This window comes from Patulibacter medicamentivorans (genome assembly GCF_000240225.1).
Taxonomy (GTDB): domain Bacteria; phylum Actinomycetota; class Thermoleophilia; order Solirubrobacterales; family Solirubrobacteraceae; genus Patulibacter; species Patulibacter medicamentivorans.
Genome location: NZ_AGUD01000179.1, coordinates 1 through 3123 on the forward strand (window position 1 = coordinate 1; position 3123 = coordinate 3123).

Here is a 3123-nt window from a genome sequence, read left to right on the forward strand (position 1 = left end):
GCCCAGACCAGCTCGGCCAGCGGCACGTCGGACCCGGGGGCGACCGGGCGCGCCAGCGCCGGGTCGCGGTCGGCCAGCGCCATGATCCGCGGGGCCTCGATCCCGTGCCGCTCGACCAGCCGCCGCGGCGCGGCCAGCCCCGACAGGGTCCGGCGCGGGGCCGCGCCGACCAGCGGCACGCCGGTGGTCCGGCAGGCCGGCGCCTCGATCCCGGCCTCGGCCACGGCCCGGTCGAGCGCGTCCTGTGCCATCCGCCGGTAGGTCGTGAGCTTGCCGCCCGTGATCGTGACGGCGCCGCTGCTCGCGACGTGGACCACGTGGCGCCGCGAGAGGTCGGCGGTCGCCCCCGCGTCGCCGGCCACCAGCGGGCGCAGGCCGGCATAGGCGCCGATCACGTGCTCGGGCCCGATCGGGCGCCGGAACGCCGCCGAGGCCCCCTGCAGGAGGAAGCGGCGGTCGCCCTCGGTCGGCTCCGGCAGCTCGGGGATCGGCCCGTGGACCGGGTCGTCGGTCAGGCCCAGGATCACCGTGCCGTCGGGGCGCGGGATCACCAGCAGGAAGCGTCCCGACTCGCCGGGGACGGGGACCGAGACCTGGGCCCGCAGCTGGCCGCCGAAGGCCGACGGGTCGAGGACCAGGTGCGATCCGCGGCTGGGCTGCAACCGCACCCCCGGGTCGAGCTCGCCGGCCCAGACGCCGGTCGCGTTGATCACGGCCCGCGGCGCCAGGCGCAGCGTCTCGCCGGTCTCGCAGTCGACCGCCTCGACGTCGCCGGGCGCGGCCCGCCGGACCTCCATCCCGGGCAGGATCGTCGCCCCGTGGGCCGCCGCCGTGCGGGCGATCGCGACGACCAGCCGGGCGTCGTCCTCGAGCTGGCCGTCCCAGCCGAGGATCGCCCCGCGCAGCTCGCGGTCGGCGAGCCCGGGTGCCAGGTGGAGCGCCTCGGCGGGCGTGACCCGCCGCGCGCGCGGCAACGCCGCGGCCGGCGTGCGGGCGGCGGCGCGGAGCGCGTCGCCGAGGCCGAGGCCGACCCGCAGCTCCGCTCCCTCGACCCGACCGACGCCGTGCGCCAGCGGGATCAGGTACGGGAGCGGGCGGACCAGGTGCGGGGCGGTCCGCGTCAGCAGCACGTGCCGCTCCCGGGCGCTCTCGAGCGCCAGATCGACGGCGCCCGAGGCCAGGTAGCGGAGGCCGCCGTGGACGAGCTTGCTCGACCAGCGGCTGGTGCCCCAGGCCAGGTCGCGCCGCTCCAGCAGCACCACCCGCAGGCCGCGGGTCGCGGCGTCGAGCGCGACGCCGGCGCCGGTCACGCCCCCGCCGACGACCACCAGGTCGACCGCCCGGCCGTCCCCCAGCCCCGCCAGCTGGCGGGCGCGGGCACGGTGATCGAGCGCACCGGGGGCCGTGGGGAGGTCGAGCGCCATGGCCTCATGTTGACTTGTGAACAGATTTTGTGCAACTGTTCACCTCGTCGCCGTCGTTCCCGGCCTCGCGAGCGGGTAGGGTCCGCCCCGTGATCGGCCGCTCCCCGCTCGCCGCGCTGCGCCACCGCGCCCTGCCCGCGCTGCTCGTCGTCACGGCCCTCGCCGGCGGCGGGGCGCTCTCCGGCTGTGGCGGCCAGGCCGAGGAGGTTCGCCAGGCCGGGGCCTACGCGGACCGCGTCAACCGCATCCAGCAGACCTTCGAGCAGGACCTCCAGCGTCTCAACAAGACCGTTCCGCTGGCCGACAAGCGAGCCGACGTCGACCGGGCCGTGCGGCGGCTGCGCGACAGCATCGACGGCGTCGAGCGCCAGCTGCAGGGGGTGAAGCCGCCGTCGGTGGTCGCCGACGCCCACGCCGCGCTGGTCGAGGCCTTCGCCCGCTGGAAGGCGCCGCTCGACGAGTTCCGCCGCTCGCTGCGCGATCGTGAGCCACGCGCGACGCTGCGGGCGAAGACCCGCTTCGACACCGAGACCGCGACCGTCGAGGCGCGCGTCAACGACGCCCGCCGGCGGATCAACGAGGGCCTCCGCAGCCTCGCCGACTGACCTTCCATGCCGCCGTTCGCGATCGTCCTGCTCCTGCTCGTGCCGCTCGCCCTGATCGGGGGCGGTGCCGGCGTGCTCGTCGACGACGGCAGCTGGTGGCCGGGCGCCGCCGGCGCCGCCGCGGGCGCCCTGGTCGGCTCGATCGCCGCCCTGCTGGTCCTGCGCCGCAGCCGGCGGGTCCGCGACGGCGCCGACGCCCAGCGCCTGACCGGCCTGCCGCTGGTGGCCCACGTGCCGCCGCCCGGCTCGAGCGAGTCCGACCGCCGTCGCCAGGAGGAGGCGTTCCGGATGCTGCGGGCCGCGCTCCAGCTCGCCGCCGACCCCGCGGCCGAGGGCGGACGGACGGTCGCGGTGACCTCGTCGGCCCCGGGCGAGGGCAAGACCACGATCGCCGCCGGCCTGGCCCGTGCGCTCGCCCGCGCGGGTCGACCGGTGATCGCCGTCGAGGCCGACCTGCGCCGGCCCGGGCTGGCCGCGGCGCTGGCCGGTGGCGAGTCGCCCACGTACCCGCGGGGCCTGACCGCCGCGCTCGTCGGCGGCGTCCCGGCGGTCGACCTGCTGGTCGAGGTCGAGCCCGGGCTGCGGCTGCTGCCCGCGGGCGAGCTGCCGCCGAACGCCCCCGAGCTGCTGGGCAGCGCCGACGGCGCGCGGGTCCTGGCCGAGCTGGCCGGGCTCGACGCGACGGTCGTCCTGGACACCGCCCCGCTGCTGCCGGTCGCCGACACCCGCGAGCTGCTGGCCCACGGCGCCGTCGAGCGGGTGATCGTCGTGGCCCGCCCCGGCAAGGTCCACCGCGCCGAGCTGGCCGAGGCCGCGGCGCTGCTGCCCGAGGGCCTCAGCGCGGTGCTGGCGGTCTCCGGCCGCACGAGCACGCCGCGCAGCTACGACCGCTACCTGCGCGACGCGACCTAGGCGGCGCCGGCCGCGGCCAGCACGGCGTCGGGGTCCTCGACCCCGTAGCCGGCCGCCAGGCGCTCGCGGACCCGCTCGGCGGGCATGCCGCGCTGCAGCAGCTCGCGGGCGACGAGGACCGCGCTACGCAGAGGCGGCGGGCCGTCGGACGGCTCGACCGCGTCGGCTCGGGCGGCGGGCGC

General features: G+C 78.5%; 4 protein-coding genes. 2 read left to right on the forward strand and 2 right to left on the reverse strand.

The genetic code is table 11. The features are described 5' to 3' along the window. Positions 1 to 1424: glycerol-3-phosphate dehydrogenase/oxidase (locus PAI11_RS11050; RefSeq protein ID WP_040599910.1), on the reverse strand; the 1424-nt coding region annotated here is incomplete at its 3' end. A gap of 89 nt (positions 1425 to 1513) precedes the next feature. On the opposite strand from PAI11_RS11050, the gene PAI11_RS11055 reads away from it, so the two are divergent. Both PAI11_RS11055 and PAI11_RS24275 read left to right on the forward strand, forming a co-directional pair. Continuing rightward, entirely contained in the window at positions 1514 to 2029 is a 516-nt protein-coding gene (locus PAI11_RS11055) for a hypothetical protein (protein WP_007574517.1), read from the forward strand. A 6-nt stretch (positions 2030 to 2035) separates the two neighbouring features. After that, positions 2036 to 2941: a CpsD/CapB family tyrosine-protein kinase gene (locus tag PAI11_RS24275; protein ID WP_007574519.1), complete on the forward strand. Its 906-nt coding sequence runs from the start codon at positions 2036 to 2038 to the stop codon at positions 2939 to 2941. Here PAI11_RS24275 and PAI11_RS27130 read toward each other — a convergent pair. Beyond that, positions 2938 to 3123 (reverse strand): hypothetical protein (locus PAI11_RS27130; RefSeq protein WP_040599911.1); only part of this gene is annotated, 186 nt, incomplete at its 5' end. The two genes, PAI11_RS24275 and PAI11_RS27130, sit on opposite strands and share 4 nt — an antisense overlap.